Consider the following 17061-nt stretch of genomic DNA (forward strand, 5'->3'; position numbering starts at 1 on the left):
ATGACCGCCCGCTACGCCGTGTTCGGCCACCCGGTGGCGCACTCGCTCTCGCCGCGCATCCACGCCGCCTTCGCCACCCAGCTGGGCATCGCGATGGAGTACGCAGCCATCGACGCCGCGCCGGAGGACTTCGCCACCGCGCTGGCGGCCTTCGCCGATGCCGGCGGCCGCGGCGCCAACGTGACGCTGCCGCACAAGGAGCGCGCGCTCGCGCTCTGCGCCGCCGCCAGCGAGCGCGCCCGCCGCGCCGGCGCCGCCAACACGCTCACGCGCCGCGACGGCGCCTGGCACGGCGACAACACCGACGGCATCGGCCTGGTGCACGACCTCACCGAGCGCCACCGCATCGACCTGCGCGCGCGCCGCGTGCTGATGATCGGCGCCGGCGGCGCCGCCCGCGGCACCGCGCCGGCCCTGCTCGACGCCGGCATCGAGGAACTGTGGGTGGTCAACCGCACGCCGGAGCGCGCCGATGCCCTGGCCGACGCGATGGGCGAGCCGGGCCGCGTGCACACGCGCTACTGGTCCGACCTGCGCAACCTCGGCAGCTTCGACATGGTGGTCAACGCCACCTCGGCCGGCCGCGGCGGCAGCCTCGAACTGCCCTTCACCCTGGCCACGCAGCGCACCCTGGCCGTGGACCTGAGCTATGGCGAGGCGGCCGTGCCCTTCCTGGCCTGGGCCGAGGCCGCCGGCTGCGCGCAGCGCATCGACGGCATCGGCATGCTGGTCGAGCAGGCGGCCGAAAGTTTCGCCATCTGGCACGGCCAGCGCCCCGACACCGACCCGGTCCACGCCGCGCTCAGCGCGCGCGCCGGCGTGCTGCACACGGCGGACTGAGCCCATGACCACCGATTTCCTCATCGCCACCTTCTTCAACCTCGGCCTCAACATCCTCCAGACCCTGATCGCGCTGGTGGTGGCGGTGCTGGGCCTGCAGTTCATCGACCGCAAGCTGCTTCGGCACATCGACATCGAACAGGAGCTGCAGAAGGGCAACCTGGCGGTGGCGATCTTCGCTTCCACCATCCTGCTGTTCGTGGCGATCGTGACGGTGTTCGGCCTGCGCGGATGAAACGCGGCGGCGGGGACCATCCGCTGGGCTGGATGCTGCTGGTCGCGCTGGTGCTGATGTCGCTGCGCCTGTTCGAGCGCGAAGGTGCGGGGCCGCGGGAACCGATCCCGGGCGTGCCCGAGCTCATCGCGCCCGCCTCGCCCGGCCAGGACTTCGCGGCGCCGCCGGAAACGCGCGTCATCGAGCTGGCCAACGGCCAGCGGATCCATGAAGGACAGGTGGCCCGGGTGCTGCGCGAGGCCGGCCACGGCAATACGTGGATGTCCTTCGGCTGGCTCTACGCCAACCAGACCGTCACCACCGTCGCGCCCGGCCTCGACCGCCGGCACCACTTCGCCAACGCCTACCTGGTCGGCTACCTGCCCTTCGCCGGCGTCGAGCCCTGGGTGCCGCTGGTGTCGCTGGCCCAGCGCAAGCGCTACGCCTACGACCACGACCAGTACCCGGGCGCGCCGGACCTGTGGCAAACCTCCCGCGAGGCGTTCTTCTATCCGCAGGGCGACTGCGAGGACCACGCCATCGCCCTGGCCGACTGGCTGATCGGCCTGGGCCTCGACGCCCGCGTCGTACTGGGCACGCTGCGCGACGAGGGCCATGCCTGGGTGGTGGTGCTCGACGGCGCCCGGACCTACCTGCTCGAGGCCACCCACAAGCGCCCCGGCCGGGCGCTGCCCCTGGCCGCGCAGATGCCGGAATACCGGCCCGAGTCGATGTTCAACCGCGAGAGCTACTGGGTGAACGCGGGCACGCCGATGACGACCGACTACAGCGGTCCGAACTGGCAACGGCGCTCCGCATTCCGGCGCGAGTGAGGCTGCCCGCTCAGCCCGCCAGGTACTCGTCCTTCAGCCGCACGTAGTGCTTGGCGCTGTAGTAGAGCTGCTCGATCTCCTTGTCGGAGAGGTGGCGCACCGGCTTGGCCGGGTTGCCCAGCCACAGCTCGCCGGCCAGCACCTTCTTGCCCGGCGGCACCACGGCGCCGGCGCCCACGAAGCCGTGGTCCATCACCATCGCGCCGTCGAGCACGGTGGCGCCCATGCCGATGAGCACCGCGTTGCCGATGGTGCAGGCGTGGATGATGGCGCCGTGGCCGATGGTGACGTCGTCGCCGATGATCGTCGGGAAGCCATCGGGCCGGGTGTAGGGGCCATCGTGGGTGACGTGCACGATGGTGCCGTCCTGGATGTTGGTGCGCGCGCCGATGCGGATGTGGTTCACGTCGCCGCGGATGACGCAGCCCGGCCAGACCGAGCTGTCCTCGCCCAGGTGGACGTCGCCGATGACGGTGGCCGCCGGATCCACGTAGGCCCGGGCGCCGAGGGTGGGCAGGATGCCCTTGTAGGGACGGATGTTCATGGCCCAAGTTTATCGCGCCTTCCCCGTAGGAGCGCCTTCAGGCGCGAATCCCTTAGGTTCTGGCTTGGCCTTCGGCCAAGAGCAGGGATTCGCGCCTGAAGGCGCTCCTACAGAGGGTGCAGGGGGCTAGAATCGGGCCATGGACAGCCCCGCCCACCCCGACGAAGACCTCCGCCCCCTGCTGGCCCGCCTGCGCGCCGCGCACCAGCGCCAGGTGCCCACCTACCGCCAGCGCATGGACGACCTGCAGCGCCTGGCCGAGGCCGTGCGCCGGTACCGCGACGACCTGGCCAAGGCGGTGTCGGCCGACTTCGGCCGCCGCTCGCGCCACGAGACGTTGGCCGCCGACGTGATGGTGACGCTCGACGAGATCAGCCACCTGCGCCGCAAGCTGCGCAAGTGGATGCGCCCCGAACGCCCGCGCGTGAACTGGGCCTTCCTGCCCGCGCGCGCCGAGATCCGGCGCGTGCCGCTGGGCGTGGTGGGCATCGTCGCGCCCTGGAACTACCCGATCCAGCTGGCCCTGGTGCCGCTGGCCGACGCCATCGCCGCCGGCAACCACGTCATGGTCAAGCCGTCGGAGCACACCCCGCGCACCTCGGCACTGCTGGCGCGGCTGCTGGCCGAGGTATTCCCGCCCGAGCGCGTGGCGGTGGTGCAGGGCGATGCGGCGGTGGGCGCGGCCTTCAGCCGGCTGGCCTTCGACCACCTGCTGTTCACCGGCTCCACCGTGGTCGGCCGCGCGGTGATGGCCGCCGCGGCGCCCAACTTGGTGCCGGTGACGCTGGAACTGGGCGGCAAGTCGCCGGCGCTGGTGGCGCCGGACTATCCGATCGAACTGGCGGCCGAGCGCATCGCCGCCGGCAAGTGCTTCAACGGCGGCCAGACCTGCGTGGCGCCGGACTACGTGCTGGTGCCGCGCGCGAAGCGCGACGAGTTCGTGCGCGCGTGGCTGGCCTCGGTGCGCCGCCGCTACCCGAGCCTGGCCGGCAACCCGGACTACACCGCGGTGGTGAACCATCGCCAGGCCGAGCGCCTGCGCGCCTGGCTCGACGACGCCCGGGAGCGCGGCGTGAGCGTGGTGCAGCACCGCCCCGACGGCGAATCGCCGCCGCCGGGCGTGGAAGTGCTGCCGCCCACCGTGCTGCTCGACCCGCCCGACGAGGCGAAGGTGATGCAGGAGGAGATCTTCGGCCCGCTGTTGCCGGTGAAGTCCTACGACTCGCACGACGAGGCCATCGCCTACCTCCTCGGCCGCGACCGCCCGCTGGCCTTCTACCCCTTCGATCGCGACCGCGCGCGCCTGCGCCGCACGCTCGACACCGTGGTGGCGGGCAGCGTGTGCGTCAACGACACCCTGATCCAGTTCGGCCAGCACGCGCTGCCGGTGGGCGGCGTCGGCCCCAGCGGCATGGGCCAGTACCACGGCGAGGCGGGCTTCCTGACCTTCACCAAGCGCATGCCGGTGATGTTCCAGCCGCGCCTGAACGGCATGTTCGTGTTCGATCCGCCGTTCGGCAAGCTGGCGGACTTCGTCGTGAAGTGGCTGGCGCGATGAGAACCGCCGCGCTCTTCCCGCTGGTGACAGCGCTGCTCGTGCTGCCCGCCGCACGCGCGGCCGATGCGCCCGCGGCCGGCGAGGTCCTGGTCCTGACGCAGTCCGACAGCGGGCGGCGGCTGGCCCTGCCGGTCGGCGCCATCGTGCGCTTCGAGCTCGAATCCAACCCCAGCACCGGTGCCGAATGGCAGCGACGCGATCCTTTCGGCGACGTCTTGCGCTCGGTGCCCTGCGAGGGCGTGCGCCGCCGGCCGCTGGTGGTGGCCGGCGAACCGGCCCCGCCGGTGGGCTCGCCGGTGGATGTCGTTTATTGCTTCAAGGCGGTGGCGCCGGGCAAGGCCTACCTCCACCTCGCCTACGGCCGGCCCTGGGATACCGAGGCCCCGGCCTGGAAGATCCTCGCGCTCGAAATCGACGTCGTGCCGGCCCCCTGAGCCCGGCTTGTCCTGCCGCTGTACGAACCCCAGATGATGGTCATGGTGACGAACAACCCCCTGCTTTCCGACGCGGAACTGCCCGCCTTTTCCGCCATCACCCCGGCGCACGTGAATCCGGCGGTCGACGCCGTGCTGGCCGACTTCCGCGCTGCGGTCGAAGGCCTGGTGGCCGACCCGGCCGCGCGCGATTTCGCTTCCCTGATGGCGCCGCTCGAACGCTGGGAGGAGAAACTCGGCCGCACCTTTTCGCCGGTGTCGCACCTGCACGGCGTCAAGGATTCGCCCGAGCTGCGCGAGGCCTATTCGGCGGCGATCGAGAAACTCACCGACCACGCCACCGAGCTCGGCCAGCATCGCGGCCTCTATGCCGCAGTGAAGGCGCTGCGCGAGTCGCCCGCCTTCGAAACGCTCGACCGTCCGCGCCGCACGCTGGTCGAAGACAGCCTGCGCGGTTTCCGCCTCAGCGGCGTGGCGCTGGAGGAGCCGGCGCGCTCGCGCTTCAAGGCCATCCAGAACGAACTGAGCAAGCTGCAAACCGAATTCGAGGAAGCCGTGCTCGACGACACCGATGCCTGGACGCGGCCGGTGGCGGAGCATGAGCTCGCCGGCCTGCCGCCCTCGGCGCGCGACCTGCTGCAGGCGATGGCGAAGGAAAAGGGCGTGGGCGGCTGGCTGGCCACGCTCAAGGGCCCGGTGGTGCAGGCCGTGCTCACCTTCGCCGACAGCCGCGCGCTGCGCGAAGAGATCTACACGGCCTACAACACCCGCGCCTCCGACCGGGGCCCGCACGGTGGCAAGCACGACAACGGCGAGCGCATCGGCCGCATCCTGGCGCTGCGGCACGAAGCGGCGCAGTTGCTGGGCTTCGATTCGGCCGCGCACGAATCGCTCGAGGACAAGATGGCCGGCACGCCGGCGCGCGTGCTCGGCTTCCTGCGCGAACTGGCGTCGAAGGCGCGGCCCGTCGCGCAGCGCGAGCTCGACGAACTGCGCGTGTTCGCCTCCGGAACCCTGGGCCTGGCCGACCTGCAGCCCTGGGACGTGGCCTACGCCTCGGAGAAGCTGCGCGAGTCGCGCTTCGCCTTCAGCGAGGAAGACCTCAAGCCCTACTTCCCGCTGCCCTCGGTGATGCAGGGCCTGTTCACCGTGGCCGAGCGCGTGTTCGGCGTGCGCCTGGTCGAGCGCCAGGGCGTGGATGCCTGGCATCCGGACGTGCATTTCTTCGATGTGGTGGACCTCGACGGCACCGTGCGCGCCGGCGTCTACCTCGACCACTACGCCCGCGCCGGCAAGCGCGGCGGTGCCTGGATGGACGTGTGCCGCTCGCGCCTTCGCGACGGCGAGGCGGCGCACAAGCCGGTGGCCTACCTCACCTGCAACTTCGCGCCCGGCCACGACGGCACGCCGGCCTTGCTGACCCACGACGACGTGGTCACGCTCTTCCACGAATTCGGCCACGGCATCCACCACCTGCTGACCGAAGTGGACTGGCCCAGCGTGGGCGGCATCAGCGGCGTGGAGTGGGACGCGGTGGAGCTGCCGAGCCAGTTCATGGAGAACTTCGCCTGGCAGCGCGAGGCCCTGGACCTGTTCGCCCGCCACTGGCAGACCGGCGAGCGCCTGCCCGACGACCTGTACGCGAAGATGCTGCAGGCGCGGCATTTCCACGCCGGCCTGTTCCTGGTGCGGCAGCTGGAGTTCGCGCTCTACGACTTCCGCCTGCACCTGGAGTACGACCCGGCGCGCGGACCGCGCACGCTGGAGCTGCTCGACGAGGTGCGCCAGGAGGTGGCCGTCATCCAGCCGCCGGCCTGGCACCGCTTCCCGCATGCGTTCACGCACATCTTCGCGGGTGGTTATTCGGCCGGTTACTACAGCTACCTGTGGGCCGAGGTACTCAGCGCCGACGCCTTCGCAGCCTTCGAGGAAGCCGGCGTGTTCGACGCCAGCACCGGCGCCCGCTACCGCCGCGAAATCCTCGCCGTGGGCGGCTCGCGCCCGGCGCTGGAGAGCTTCGTGGCCTTCCGCGGCCGCGAGCCGGAGCCCGAGGCGCTGCTGCGCTCCTACGGATTGGCGGCCTGAGGCCGCCAGATCATGTAGACATCGGCGCGGGCATAGTGCGAGCCGGGCTTCACGCCGGGCTGCAGCTCGAAACCCATCGACTCGTACAGGCGCAGCGCGGGCTTGAGCTTGCTGCTCGATTCGAGGAAGAGCTCGCGCCCGCCCAGCTCGCGGAAACCCTCGATCGCCGCCGCCAGCAGCTTGCGGCCGATGCCCCGGCCCTGGTGGCCGGCGGTGACGCCCATCTTGGTCAGCTCCCAGGTGCCCGGCTCGTCGGGCATCAGCGCGCAGGTGCCCACGACCTCGTCGCCGACCAGCGCGAACCAGATGCGCCCGCCCTTGCCCAGGATCCAGGTCTCCGGGTTCGACAGCACCTCGTGGTCGAAGGGCTCGATCGAGTGGTACTTCTCCAGCCACTCGGCATTGAGCCGATGGAAGTGCGTGCGCAGCGCCGGCGCAAACGGGACGATCCGAACCTGGTCCATGCCATCCAAACCTGAGGGGGTCGGAGAACAATAACGCTTCAAGCGCCTGATTCAATCGTTGGTGTTCGCCGACCCGATTAGAATCGCCGGATGCAGTCTTCGCGCCGGTTGCCCTTGATCGTTGCCACGGCCCTGTTCATCGAGAACATGGATTCGACGGCGATCGCGACCTCGCTGCCGGCGATCGCCGCGGACCTCGGCACCGAGCCGATCGCGCTCAAGCTGGCGCTCACCGCCTACCTGCTGGCCCTGGCCGTGTTCATCCCGGTCAGCGGCTGGATCGCCGACCGCTTCGGCGCGAAGCGGACCTTCATGCTGGCCATCGGCGTGTTCCTGCTTGGCTCGCTGGCCTGCGCCGCCAGCGGCTCGCTGGGCCAGCTGGTGGCGGCGCGTTTCCTGCAGGGCCTGGGCGGCGCGCTCATGGTGCCGGTGGGCCGGCTGGTGCTGCTGCGCACGATCCCCAAGAACGAGCTGGTGCAGGCCCTGAGCTGGCTCACCATCCCGGCCCTCGTCGCGCCCATCCTCGGCCCGCCCGTCGGCGGCTTCATCGCCACCTACAGCGACTGGCGCTGGATCTTCCTGATCAACCTGCCCATCGGCGTCGTCGGCATGTTCCTGGCCTGGCGCTTCGTGCCCGACCTGCGCGAGGCGGTCAAACCGCTCGACTGGACCGGCTTCGCGCTCTCGGGCCTGGGCCTGGCGCTGGCGCTTTTCGGCTTCTCCACGCTGGGCCGCCACCTCGTGGCCACGCCGGTGGCGGTGGGCTGCCTGCTGCTGGGCATCGCCGGCATGCTGGCCTACGTCGGGCACGCGCGCCGGCACCCGCACCCGCTGATCGACCTGCAGCTGCTGCGCCTGGCCACCTTCCGCGCCGGCGTGATGGGCGGCCTGCTGTTCCGCGTCGGCATCGGCGCCACGCCCTTCCTGTTGCCGCTGATGCTGCAGCTGGGTTTCGGCATGACGCCGCTGGCCTCGGGCCTGCTCACCTTCTTCTCGGCCGTGGGCGCGATCTTCATGAAGACTCTGGCGGCGCGCGTGCTGCGTCGCTTCGGCTTCCGGCGCGTGCTGTGGGTCAACGCGCTGCTGGCGTCGGCGATGCTCGCCGGCTTCGGCCTGTTCCGCATCGACACGCCGCACTGGCTGATCATCGGCGTGCTGCTGATGTCCGGCTGCTTCCGCTCGCTGCAGTTCACCAGCCTCAACGCCATCAGTTACGCCGAGGTCGACCAGGAGCGCATGGGCCAGGCTTCGGCGCTGTCGGGCATGATGCAGCAGTTCTCGCTGGCGCTGGGCGTGGCGGTGGGCGGCTACGCCCTGCAGGTGGCCGGCGCGCTCACCGGCCAGGACTACGCCGTGCCGGCCAACTTCGGCTGGGCCTTCCTCACCGTCGGCGTGATCTCGGCGATGTCGGCCTGGGTGATGTTCCGCCTGCCCCGCGACGCCGGCGCCGAGATGGCCGGCCGCGCCCGCGATGGCGAGGAAGTGGCGGAGCCCAAGGCCGCGCAGCGGCCCGCTACGTAGCGATGCCTGCCTGTAGGAGTGCCTTCAGGCGCGAATCTTTTGCCTTTGCCTTCGGCAAAGAAAGGATTCGCGCCTGAAGGCGCTCCTACACAAGCCGGCTCAGGCGAAGAAGCTGCGGAAGGCGGCGACGGCGCGCTCGACGCCGGTGTCGTCGATGTCCAGGTGCGTCACCAGCCGGATGCGCGGCCCGCGCCCGGCCGCGATGCGGATGCCGCGCGACCCGAGGTGTTTCGCCAGTTCGCCCTGGCGCCCGTCGGGCACGGTGACGAACAGGATGTTGGTGAACGCACCCTCCACCCCCAGCCCCGGGATCGCCCGCAGCGCCGCCGCCAGCTCCGCCGCGCGGCGGTGGTCGTCGGCCAGGCGCGCCACGTGGTGGTCGAGCGCGTGCTGGCCCATGGCCGCCAGCAGGCCGGCCTGGCGCCAGCCGCCGCCGAGCACCTTGCGCCAGCGCCGCGCGGTATCGACCAGCGCCTTCGAACCCGCCAGCACCGAACCCACCGGCGCACCCAGGCCCTTGGACAGGCAGACCGACACCGAATCGAAATGCCCGGCGATCTCGCCCGCCGGCACGCCGCAGGCCACGGCCGCGTTGTACAGTCGCGCGCCGTCGAGGTGGAAGGCCAGCCCATGCGCGCGCGCGAAGGCGCCGGCCGCGGCGAGGTAGTCGAGCGGCAATGGCCGGCCATGCCAGGTGTTCTCCAGCGCCAGCAGCCGCGTGCGCGCGAAGTGCGGGTCGCCGGCCGGCTTGATCGCCGCCGCCACCGCGTCCAGCGGCAGCGTGCCGTCGGCCGCGTGCACGATCGGCTGCGGCTGGATCGAGCCCAGCACCGCCGCGCCGCCGCCTTCGTACTTGTAGGTGTGCGCGTCCATGCCCACCAGGTATTCGTCGCCGCGCTCGCAGTGCGCCATCAGCGCCAGCAGGTTCGACTGCGTGCCGCTGGGCACGAACAGCGCCGCCTCGAAGCCCAGCTCGGCCGCCACCCGGTCCTGCAGCGCATTCACGCCCGGGTCGTCGCCCATCACGTCGTCGCCGACGGCGGCGCGCAGGCCCGCCTCGCGCATCGCCGGCGTGGGCTGGGTGACGGTGTCGCTGCGAAGGTCAACCCACTGCATGTGCCGCGTGCTCCCAGATCAGGTCATCCGGCGTAGCGTATCGTCCCGGCGCACGAAGTGGTGGTACAGCGCCGCCAGCACGTGCAGGCCCACCACCCAGTAGAAGGCGCTGCCGATGAGCTCGTGCAGGTCTTCGAACTGGTGGGCCAGCGTCTCGCTGGGGGCCATCAGGGCGGGCAGGACCACGCTGGTGAAGGGCAGCAGGATCTGCTTGCCGTCGGTCCACGCCGTCATCAGGCCCAGCACCGGCTGCGCCACCAGCATGGCGTAGAGCAGCAGGTGCAGGCCCTTGGCCGGCAGCGCCTGCCACGCCGGCAGCGGCGGCGACACCGCCGGCGCCGGGCGCGAGAAGGCCAGCAGCAGCCTAGGCAGCATCAGCGCCAGGATGGCGATGCCCGCCCAGAAGTGCGCCTGCATCATGGCCGCGCGCTCGGGCGTGCCGCGGGCGAAATTCTCGCGGCCCTCGATGAACACGAAGGCCAGCACCAACACGATGCCGATGCCCCAGTGCAGGGCTCGGCGGGACGGGGCGTAACGCGGACGCGGCGAAACCATGGCGGGCTCCTCGGGCTGGCCTGGCGCCAGAATGCGCCAACGCTGGGGCCTTTCCTTGACGGCGGTCAAGTGTTCGCCCGCGCCCGCGCGAACGGTTAGCATTTGCGCCATGGAAAACACCACCACCGTCGCCAGCTGGAACGTCAACTCGCTCAACGTGCGCCTGCCGCACCTGGAGGAGTGGCTCAAGCTGCGCCAGCCCGACATCGTCGGCCTGCAGGAAACCAAGCTCGAGGACAGCCGTTTCCCCGACGACGCCCTGGCGGCGCTGGGCTACCGCAGCGTCTTCGCCGGCCAGAAGACCTACAACGGCGTGGCCATCCTGGCGCGCGAGGCGCCGGCCGAGGTGCAGGTGGGCATCCCGGGCTTCGAGGACGAGCAAAAGCGCGTCATCGCCGCCACCGTGGGCGACCTGCGCATCGTCAACCTTTACGTGGTCAACGGCCAGGACGTGGGCACCGACAAGTACGACTACAAGCTGCGCTGGCTCGAGGCCGTGCACGGCTGGCTGGCGCAGGAGATCAGGGCACACCCGCGGCTGGTGGTGATGGGCGACTTCAACATCGCGCCCGACGACCGCGACGTGCACGACCCGGCGGTGTGGAACGACGCCTCCATCCTCACTTCCACGGCCGAACGCGCGGCGCTGCGCCGCCTGCTCGAACTGGGCCTGCACGACAGCTACCGCCTGCACCACGCCGACGGCGGCGTGTTCAGCTGGTGGGATTACCGCGCGGCCGGTTTCCGCCGCAACCTGGGCCTGCGCATCGACCTGTGCCTGGTGTCCGACGCCCTGCGCGAGCGCTGCGTGGGCGCCGAGGTCGACCGCGAGCCGCGCACCTGGGAGCGGCCGAGCGACCACGCCCCAGCCCTCGTGCGCCTGGCCCGCTGAGAACCCTGTAGGAGCGCCTTCAGGCGCGAATCCCTGCTTTGCCGAAGGCAAAGTCAAAAGATTCGCGCCTGAAGGCGCTCCTACAAGGGCGCGTCAATTCAGGCAGCGGTCGAAGAAGGCCTCGCTGAGGCGATAGCGGTGCAGCGCATCCGCGCCCGACAGGCCGTGCTTGGCGCCCGGGTAGGTCATCAGCTCGAAGGGCGTGCCGCGCTTTTGCAGCTCGGACATCAGCTTGGTCGAGTTGGTGAACAGCACGTTGTCGTCGGCCATGCCGTGGATGAGCAGCAGCTTCGAGCGCAGGCCGTCGAGGTGGGTGAACACCGAGGCCTCGCGGTAGCCCCCGGGGTTGCGCGCCGGATGGTCCATGTAGCGCTCGGTGTAGTGCGTGTCGTAGAGCGCCCAGTCGGTCACCGGCGCGCCGGCGGCGCCGCAGGCGTAGTGGTCCGAGGCCTTGGCCAGCAGCATCAGGGTCATGTAGCCGCCATTGGACCAGCCGTGCACGCCGATGCGCGCCGGGTCCACCCAGGGCTGCGTGCGCAGGAATTCCACGCCCGCCACCTGGTCCTCGACCTCCACCGTGCCCTGCCTGCCATAAAGCGCGCCGCCGAACTTCGCGCCCCGCCGCGGCGTGCCGCGGTTGTCGAGGGAAAACACCACGTAGCCGCGCTGGGCCAGGTACTGGTTGAACAGCGCGTCGGCGCGACCCGGCCAGGCGCGCGTCACCGTCTGCGCGGCCGGACCGCCATAGACGTACACCACCACCGGATACTTCTTCGACGGGTCGAAGCCCTCGGGCTTGATGAGGCTGTAGTGCATCGGCGTGCCGTCGGCGGCCTGCAGCGTGCCGAACTCCACCGGCCGGTGCGCCGCGCGGTAGCGCGCGTAGGGATGCGCCGGGTCGTCGAGGTCGTTGGCCACCAGCGTCGCCAGCTTCGTGCCGTCGGCCTTGTACAGCTCGGTCTGGGGCGGTGTGGCCGGGTTCGACCACAGGTCGACGAACACCGCCGCATTCGCGCTGAACGACGCCGCGTGCATGCCGGGTGCCGCGGTCAGCCGCCGCGGCTCGCCGCCCGCCAGCGGCACGGCGTAGACATGGCTCTCCAGCGGCGAATCCTTCGTGCCCGCGACGTACGCGAGGCCCGCGGCCTCGTCCACGCCCAGCAGCGCGTCCACCACCCACTCGCCGGCCGTGAGCGCGCGCTCGAGGGCGCCGTCGGCGGCGTGCAGCTGCAGGTGCTCGAAGCCGCTGCGCTCGGAGATCCACAGGAAGCGCCCGTCGGCGAGGAAGCGCAGGCCATCGTGCAGCGGCACCCAGGTCTCGCTGGTCTCGGTGACCAGCACGCGCTGCCTGCCGGTGGCCAGCGTGGCCTCGATGAGCTCGAGCCGGCGCTGGTCGCGCGACTGGCGCTGGAAGGTGAGCACGCCGGGCGCGCGCCACTGCACGCGGGCGAGGTAGATGTCGGCGTCCGGGCCGAGGTCGACGTCGCTGACGGAAAGCTTCGCCGGCTTGTCCACGCCGGGCTTGCCGGCGCGCATCGAGGCCAGGTCGGCCACGTGCAGGCTGATGCGCACGTTCGGGTCGCCGGCGGCGGGGTAGAACTGCTCCACCACCTCGGTGCGGTCGGCGTACATCTCGTAGCGCTTCTGCACCGGCACCGGTGATTCGTCGATGCGGGCGAAGGCCACGGCGGAATCGTCCGGCGCGAACCAGTAGCCGGTGTGCCGGCCCATTTCCTCGCCGGCCACGAACTCGGCCACGCCGTTGCCGATGGTGTCGCTGCCGTCGTCGGTGAGCTGGATCTCGCGGCCGCTGGCCAGGTCGATCACCCACAGGTTGCGCTCGCGCACGAAGCCCACGAACTTGCCGCCGGGCGACAGGCGCGGGTCGGTGGCGAAGCCCGTGCCCGAGCTGAGCTTGCGCACCGGGTTGGCCGCGCCCTCGCGCAGGTCGTACAGGTAGAGCTCGCCGCCGAGCGGGAACAGCAGCGACTGCGAATCCGGTGCCCACTGGTACTCGACGATGCCTCGGAAGGCGGCGATGCGCTGGCGCTCGCGCCGCGCCTTCTCCTCGTCGCTCAGCTCCTCGCCGCCGGGCAGCACCACCGCCGAATCCACCAGCAGGCGGGCCTGGCCGTCGGCCACGTGGTATTCCCACAGGTCGAGCTGGAAGCGGTCGCCGTCCTTGCCGCGCAGGAAGGTGACGCGCGAGCCGTCGGGGGCGATGGCCGGCTTCATCAGGCTCGGGCCCGACAGCGGCGCGCCGCCGGTGATGGCTTCGAGCGTGAGTTTTTCGGCGTGGGCGGCGGGGGCGAAGGTCATCATCGTGGCCAGCAGCAGGCTCTTCATCACTTGGCGTCCTTGGCCGGGGCCATGCCCTGGTAGTTGATGCGCACCCAGCGCTCGGGCGGCAGGAAACCCTGGCCCCATTTCTCGTCGAACTCGGCGGTGGGTTTGGCGGCAATCACTTCCTCGAGCGTCTTGCCCTCGCCGATCAGCTTCTCCAGGCGCGCATGCACCACGCGCAGCATCTCCAGGTACTCGGCCAGCTCCTGGCGGCCGATCACCACCGGGCCGTGGCCGGGGATGAAGCGGGTGTCCTCGTCCGACATCTCCAGCAAACGCGCGGTGGCGTCGGCCATGCCCTTGAGGCTGCCGCCGTTGCTGTAGTCCACCACCGGGTAGAGCCCGTAGAACACCAGGTCGCCGGTGTGGATGACGTTGGTCTCCGGCAGCTGCACGATGGCGTCGCCGTCGGTGTGCGCGCTGGGGATGTGGATGGCGCGCACGGTATGGCCGCCGACGTGGAAGGTCACCTGGTCGTTGAAGGTGATCACCGGCAGCGCGCCCTTGGGCGCGGCGGGCACGGTGCGGTCGAAGGCGGCCATCACCTGGTCGGTCGACAGGCGCGTGCGCACGTTGTCGTGCGCCACCACCAGGGTGCCGCTCTCGGCGAAGGCCTCGTTGCCGCCGACGTGGTCGCCGTGCCAGTGGGTGTTGAGCACGAAGCTCACCGGCTTGTCGGTGACCGCGGCAATGGCGGCGCGGATCTTGGGCACCAGCGGCGCGTACTGGTCGTCGATCAGGAAGGCGCGGTCGCTGCCCACCACCAGGCCGAGGTTGCCGCCGGCGCCCTTGAGCGCGTACACGCCCTCGGCCACCTTGGTGGTTTCGATTTCGACCTGGGAAAAGTCCTGGGCGGCGGCCGGCGCGGCCAGCAGCAGGGCGGCGAGCGCGGTGGCGAGGCGATGGAAGCGAGGCATGGGAAGCTCCGGGGTTCTGGGGCTCAGGCGAGGTAGCCGCCGTCCACCGGCAGCGCGGCGCCGGTGAGGTAGGACGCGGCCGGCGAGGCCAGGAACAGCACGGCCGGCGCGATCTCGCCCGGCTGCGCGACGCGCGCCAGCGGGATCAGGCGCAGCATCATGTCCATGATCTTGGGGTTGGACGTCAGCGCCGAGGCGAACTTGGTGTCGGTCAGGCCAGGCAGCACCGCGTTGACGCGGATGCCCAGCGGCGCGAGCTCCTTGGCGAAGCCCTCGGTCATGTTGACGATGCCGGCCTTGGTCATCGAGTACACCAGCTGGCCCGGCGCCGGGCGCTCGGCGTTCACCGAGGCCACGTTCACCACCGCGCCGCCGTGGCCCTTCATGCGCCGCGCGGCCTGCACGGTGGTCCAGAAGTAGCCGCGCAGGTTCACTTCGACGGTCTTTTCGTAGGCGTCGAGCGTCATGTCCACGGCCGGGCCGAAGTAGGGGTTGGCGGCGGCGTTGTTGACCAGGATGTCCACGCGCTTGCCGGCCGCGTCGAGCGTGGCGAACAGGGCGTCGATGGCCGCCGGGTCGCCCACGTGCACGGCGTGCGCCTCGGCCGAGCCGCCGGCGGCGGCGATGGCATCGGCCACGGCCTGGCAGCCCTCGAGCTTGCGGCTGGTGCAGATGACGTGGGCGCCGTGGGCGGCGAGCAGGTGGGCGATGGCCTCGCCGATGCCGCGCGAGGCGCCGGAGACCAGGGCGGTCTGGCCGGAAAGATCGAACAGGGGGTCGGTCACGCAGGGCTCCGTGATGAATACCGGACGACGGGATTGTTATGCTCCCGAATCTAGCACAGGCCCCGTGGGCGGCCTGGCACGACGGGGAGTGGCTTGGATGGCGCAGCGGCGGGTGCTGATCACGGGGGCGGGCAGCGGGCTGGGGCAGGCGCTGGCGCATCGCTACGCAAGGGCCGGCGACAAGGTCGCCTGCATCGACCTCGACGCCGCGCGGGCCGAGCTGACCCGCGCCGCGCTGCCCGGCGAGGGCCACCTGGCGATGTCGGCCAACGTCGGCAGCGACGACGCCATGGAGCAGGTGCACGAACGCATCGCCGGCGAGTGGGGCGGGCTGGACGTGCTGGTGAACAACGCCGGCATCGCCACCGGCGGCGCCATGGTGGACACCACCATGGCCGAGTGGCGCAACGTGCTCGAGATCAACCTGCTGGGCGTGGTTCGCGGCTGCCGGCTGTTCCTGCCCGGCATGATCGCCGCCGGCCGCGGCCAGGTCGTCAACACCGCCAGCTTCGCCGGCCTGGCCGGCGCGCCGAGCATCATGAGCTACGGCGTGTCCAAGGCCGCGGTGGTGGCGCTGAGCGAGCAGCTGCGCGCCGAGGTGCAGGGCCAGGGCATCACCGTCAGCGTGCTGTGCCCGGCCTTTTTCCGCACCAACCTGCTCGAGAGCTGGCAGGGCGACCCGCGCCTGAAGTCCTTCGCGGGCAAGATGATGGACACCTCGCCCGACACGCTCGAAGGCGTGGCCGACCGCAGCTTCGCCGCCATCGAGCGCGGCGAGTTCCTGGTCATGCCCACCCGCCACGAACCGATGCGCTGGCGCCTCAAGCGCTGGTTCCCGAACCTCTACTTCAAGCAGCTGCTCAAGCTCGTCAGGCAGCGCAACCCGGGGCACTGACATGGACTGGATGATCTACGGCGCCAACGGCTACACCGGCCGCATGGTGGTGGAAGAAGCCGTGCGCCGCGGCCTGCGCCCGGTGCTGGCCGGCCGCAACGCCGCCCAGCTCGAGGAGCTGGCGCATAAGCACGGGCTGCCGGTGCGCGCCTTCGCGCTCGACAACCCCGTGGCGCTGCGCACCGGGCTCAACGGCATCGGCCTGGTGCTGCATTGCGCGGGGCCGTTTTCGGCCACCAGCGTGCCCATGCTCGACGCCTGCCTGGACGTGGGCGCGCACTACCTGGACATCACCGGCGAGATCGACGTGTTCGCGCACTGCCACTCGCGCGACGAGGACGCGAAGGCCAGGGGCATCGTGGTGCTGCCCGGCGCCGGCTTCGACGTGGTGCCCACCGACTGCCTTGCGGCCATCCTCAAGCGCGAACTGCCCGGCGCGACGTCGCTGGTGCTGGCCTTCGAGGCCGGCGGCGGCCCCAGCCCCGGCACCGCCAAGACCAGCGTCGAGGGCCTGGGCAAGGGCGGGCGCGCGCGCATCGGCGGCAAGCTCACGCGCGTGCCGCTGGCCTGGAAGACCCGCACCTTCGAGCGCGACGGCGAGCAGCGTTTCGCCATGACCATTCCCTGGGGTGACGTGTACACCGCCTACGTGTCCACCGGCATCCCCGACATCGAGGTCTACATGGGCGTGCCGCCGGCCACCGCGGCGCGCCTGCGCAGGCTGCGCCTGCTCGGGCCGCTGCTGGGCCTGGGGCCGGTGCAGTCCTGGCTCAAGAAGCAGGTCGGGAAAAAGGTGCGCGGCCCGTCGGAAAAGACGCGCGGCAAGACCGGCTGCGTGGTCTGGGGCGAGGCGCGCGACGCCGGCGGCCACGAGGTGCGCCGCACGCTGCGCACGCCCAACGGCTACGACATCACCGTGACGGCCTCGCTGGGCATCGTGCAGCGCCTGCTGTCGGGCCCGGCGCCGGAGGCCGGCTTCCACACGCCCTCGCGGCTAATGGGCGCCGACTACGTGCTGTCGCTGCCGGGCGTGCGCCTGGAGTGAGCCGCTTGGCGGCGGCGGGC

General features: G+C 71.2%; 17 protein-coding genes. 10 read left to right on the top strand and 7 right to left on the bottom strand.

Going from position 1 to position 17061, the window contains the following annotated elements:
* From aroE to ABS41_RS04415, 3 genes are read left to right on the top strand one after another with little or no spacing between them, the layout of a single operon-like run.
* The gene (gene aroE / locus ABS41_RS04405) at positions 1–840 is read left to right on the top strand and encodes a shikimate dehydrogenase (protein WP_290591222.1); all 840 of its coding nucleotides are present in this window, start codon (positions 1–3) and stop codon (positions 838–840) included.
* Positions 841–844: 4 nt separating this feature from the next.
* Complete coding sequence (locus ABS41_RS04410; protein WP_290591224.1) at positions 845–1075, top strand: DUF350 domain-containing protein; 231 nt, start codon at positions 845–847, stop codon at positions 1073–1075.
* Entirely contained in the window at positions 1072–1887 is an 816-nt protein-coding gene (locus tag ABS41_RS04415; protein ID WP_290591226.1) for a transglutaminase-like domain-containing protein, read from the top strand. Before ABS41_RS04410 ends, ABS41_RS04415 begins: the two co-directional genes overlap by 4 nt.
* A gap of 10 nt (positions 1888–1897) precedes the next feature.
* On the opposite strand, the gene ABS41_RS04420 is transcribed toward ABS41_RS04415, so the two are convergent.
* Entirely contained in the window at positions 1898–2431 is a 534-nt protein-coding gene (locus tag ABS41_RS04420) for a gamma carbonic anhydrase family protein (protein WP_290591228.1), read from the bottom strand.
* Between the two features lie 139 nt (positions 2432–2570).
* Between ABS41_RS04420 and ABS41_RS04425 the strand changes: the two genes are divergently transcribed.
* Genes ABS41_RS04425 through ABS41_RS04435 form a run of 3 tightly spaced genes read left to right on the top strand, consistent with a single transcriptional unit; the run spans position 2571 to position 6508 of the window.
* Positions 2571–3989 (top strand): coniferyl aldehyde dehydrogenase, encoded by a 1419-nt coding sequence (locus ABS41_RS04425; protein ID WP_290591231.1) that lies wholly within the window; start codon positions 2571–2573, stop codon positions 3987–3989.
* Complete coding sequence (locus ABS41_RS04430) at positions 3986–4423, top strand: protease inhibitor I42 family protein (RefSeq protein WP_290591233.1); 438 nt, start codon at positions 3986–3988, stop codon at positions 4421–4423. Before ABS41_RS04425 ends, ABS41_RS04430 begins: the two co-directional genes overlap by 4 nt.
* 42 nt (positions 4424–4465) lie before the next feature.
* Complete coding sequence (locus ABS41_RS04435; RefSeq protein WP_290591234.1) at positions 4466–6508, top strand: M3 family metallopeptidase; 2043 nt, start codon at positions 4466–4468, stop codon at positions 6506–6508.
* On the opposite strand, the gene ABS41_RS04440 is transcribed toward ABS41_RS04435, so the two are convergent.
* Positions 6490–6972, bottom strand: a complete 483-nt coding sequence (locus ABS41_RS04440) for a GNAT family N-acetyltransferase (protein ID WP_290591237.1) — start codon at positions 6970–6972, stop codon at positions 6490–6492. The genes ABS41_RS04435 and ABS41_RS04440 overlap by 19 nt on opposite strands.
* A gap of 90 nt (positions 6973–7062) precedes the next feature.
* Between ABS41_RS04440 and ABS41_RS04445 the strand changes: the two genes are divergently transcribed.
* Entirely contained in the window at positions 7063–8493 is a 1431-nt protein-coding gene (locus ABS41_RS04445) for an MFS transporter (protein ID WP_290591240.1), read from the top strand.
* Positions 8494–8592: 99 nt separating this feature from the next.
* Here the strand turns inward: ABS41_RS04445 and ltaE are convergent, their stop codons facing one another.
* Together ltaE and ABS41_RS04455 are read right to left on the bottom strand one after the other, a co-directional pair.
* Positions 8593–9609 carry a low-specificity L-threonine aldolase gene (gene ltaE / locus ABS41_RS04450; protein ID WP_290591243.1) on the bottom strand — a complete coding sequence of 339 codons (1017 nt, stop codon included), beginning with the start codon at positions 9607–9609 and terminating at the stop codon, positions 8593–8595.
* Between the two features lie 18 nt (positions 9610–9627).
* The gene (locus tag ABS41_RS04455) at positions 9628–10164 is read right to left on the bottom strand and encodes a cytochrome b (protein ID WP_290591246.1); all 537 of its coding nucleotides are present in this window, start codon (positions 10162–10164) and stop codon (positions 9628–9630) included.
* 109 nt (positions 10165–10273) lie between these two features.
* Between ABS41_RS04455 and xth the strand changes: the two genes are divergently transcribed.
* Positions 10274–11056 carry an exodeoxyribonuclease III gene (gene xth / locus ABS41_RS04460; protein ID WP_290591248.1) on the top strand — a complete coding sequence of 261 codons (783 nt, stop codon included), beginning with the start codon at positions 10274–10276 and terminating at the stop codon, positions 11054–11056.
* Positions 11057–11149: 93 nt separating this feature from the next.
* On the opposite strand, the gene ABS41_RS04465 is transcribed toward xth, so the two are convergent.
* The 3 genes from ABS41_RS04465 to ABS41_RS04475 are packed head-to-tail and all read right to left on the bottom strand — an operon-like array spanning position 11150 to position 15101.
* Positions 11150–13402 carry a S9 family peptidase gene (locus tag ABS41_RS04465; RefSeq protein ID WP_290591250.1) on the bottom strand — a complete coding sequence of 751 codons (2253 nt, stop codon included), beginning with the start codon at positions 13400–13402 and terminating at the stop codon, positions 11150–11152.
* Positions 13402–14316 carry an MBL fold metallo-hydrolase gene (locus tag ABS41_RS04470; RefSeq protein WP_290591253.1) on the bottom strand — a complete coding sequence of 305 codons (915 nt, stop codon included), beginning with the start codon at positions 14314–14316 and terminating at the stop codon, positions 13402–13404. Before ABS41_RS04470 ends, ABS41_RS04465 begins: the two co-directional genes overlap by 1 nt.
* Positions 14317–14339: 23 nt before the next feature.
* Positions 14340–15101, bottom strand: coding sequence for a glucose 1-dehydrogenase (locus ABS41_RS04475; RefSeq protein ID WP_290591255.1), 762 nt, complete (start codon positions 15099–15101; stop codon positions 14340–14342).
* Between the two features lie 97 nt (positions 15102–15198).
* Here ABS41_RS04475 and ABS41_RS04480 point away from each other — a divergent pair, with 97 nt between their 5' ends.
* A complete protein-coding gene (locus ABS41_RS04480) occupies positions 15199–15996 on the top strand; it encodes an SDR family NAD(P)-dependent oxidoreductase (protein ID WP_290591257.1) in 798 nt (265 codons plus the stop codon).
* A gap of 1 nt (position 15997) precedes the next feature.
* Positions 15998–17041: a saccharopine dehydrogenase NADP-binding domain-containing protein gene (locus ABS41_RS04485; protein WP_290591260.1), complete on the top strand. Its 1044-nt coding sequence runs from the start codon at positions 15998–16000 to the stop codon at positions 17039–17041.
* Positions 17042–17061: the final 20 nt, after the last annotated feature.

Source organism: Arenimonas sp. SCN 70-307 (assembly GCF_001724815.1).
Classification (GTDB): Bacteria; Pseudomonadota; Gammaproteobacteria; order Xanthomonadales; family Xanthomonadaceae; genus Arenimonas.

What these genes read in the sequence shown, in the direction of transcription:
- ABS41_RS04445 (WP_290591240.1), top strand. Translation starts at nt 7,063, where the DNA reads ATGCAGTCTTCGCGCCGGTTGCCCTTGATCGTTGCCACGGCCCTGTTC.
- ABS41_RS04415 (WP_290591226.1), top strand. Translation starts at nt 1,072, where the DNA reads ATGAAACGCGGCGGCGGGGACCATCCGCTGGGCTGGATGCTGCTGGTC.
- ABS41_RS04430 (WP_290591233.1), top strand. Translation starts at nt 3,986, where the DNA reads ATGAGAACCGCCGCGCTCTTCCCGCTGGTGACAGCGCTGCTCGTGCTG.
- ltaE (WP_290591243.1), bottom strand. Translation starts at nt 9,609, where the DNA reads ATGCAGTGGGTTGACCTTCGCAGCGACACCGTCACCCAGCCCACGCCG.
- ABS41_RS04455 (WP_290591246.1), bottom strand. Translation starts at nt 10,164, where the DNA reads ATGGTTTCGCCGCGTCCGCGTTACGCCCCGTCCCGCCGAGCCCTGCAC.
- ABS41_RS04420 (WP_290591228.1), bottom strand. Translation starts at nt 2,431, where the DNA reads ATGAACATCCGTCCCTACAAGGGCATCCTGCCCACCCTCGGCGCCCGG.
- ABS41_RS04440 (WP_290591237.1), bottom strand. Translation starts at nt 6,972, where the DNA reads ATGGACCAGGTTCGGATCGTCCCGTTTGCGCCGGCGCTGCGCACGCAC.
- xth (WP_290591248.1), top strand. Translation starts at nt 10,274, where the DNA reads ATGGAAAACACCACCACCGTCGCCAGCTGGAACGTCAACTCGCTCAAC.
- ABS41_RS04470 (WP_290591253.1), bottom strand. Translation starts at nt 14,316, where the DNA reads ATGCCTCGCTTCCATCGCCTCGCCACCGCGCTCGCCGCCCTGCTGCTG.
- ABS41_RS04480 (WP_290591257.1), top strand. Translation starts at nt 15,199, where the DNA reads ATGGCGCAGCGGCGGGTGCTGATCACGGGGGCGGGCAGCGGGCTGGGG.
- ABS41_RS04485 (WP_290591260.1), top strand. Translation starts at nt 15,998, where the DNA reads ATGGACTGGATGATCTACGGCGCCAACGGCTACACCGGCCGCATGGTG.
- ABS41_RS04410 (WP_290591224.1), top strand. Translation starts at nt 845, where the DNA reads ATGACCACCGATTTCCTCATCGCCACCTTCTTCAACCTCGGCCTCAAC.
- ABS41_RS04435 (WP_290591234.1), top strand. Translation starts at nt 4,466, where the DNA reads ATGGTGACGAACAACCCCCTGCTTTCCGACGCGGAACTGCCCGCCTTT.
- ABS41_RS04465 (WP_290591250.1), bottom strand. Translation starts at nt 13,402, where the DNA reads ATGAAGAGCCTGCTGCTGGCCACGATGATGACCTTCGCCCCCGCCGCC.
- aroE (WP_290591222.1), top strand. Translation starts at nt 1, where the DNA reads ATGACCGCCCGCTACGCCGTGTTCGGCCACCCGGTGGCGCACTCGCTC.
- ABS41_RS04425 (WP_290591231.1), top strand. Translation starts at nt 2,571, where the DNA reads ATGGACAGCCCCGCCCACCCCGACGAAGACCTCCGCCCCCTGCTGGCC.